Raw genomic sequence first — 262 nt, 5'->3', positions numbered from 1 at the left:
TCAACTTTACCTTTAATTGGATCAGATGATTCCAAATGGCCATCTTCGTCCACTTTACCTACTGGGTAGTCACCTTTCGGTACGATCTTGTAGGTCTTACCGTCTGGTGTCTTGATAGTGTTAGGTTTTTCACCTTCCTCAGTGGTGTTATATGGTGTGTCATATGGTGAGTTTGGTGTATCTTGACGAGGTTTTTCGATTTCCTTGCCATTTTCGTCTACGTAAGTGATGATGACCTCACCCTTCTTAGGCTCAACTGGGG

The 262-nt window shown here is 43.5% G+C and carries 1 pseudogene; it reads right to left on the bottom strand.

From position 1 onward, the window contains the following. Positions 1-262 (bottom strand): annotated as a pseudogene (locus AC3E8G_RS10295) (muramidase); the annotation flags it as partial.

The organism is Streptococcus sp. SCPM-O-B-15294 (M123) (assembly GCF_058200455.1).
The sequence above is the reverse complement of the archived record's forward strand: the minus strand, read 5'-3'. Positions and strand labels throughout refer to the sequence as shown.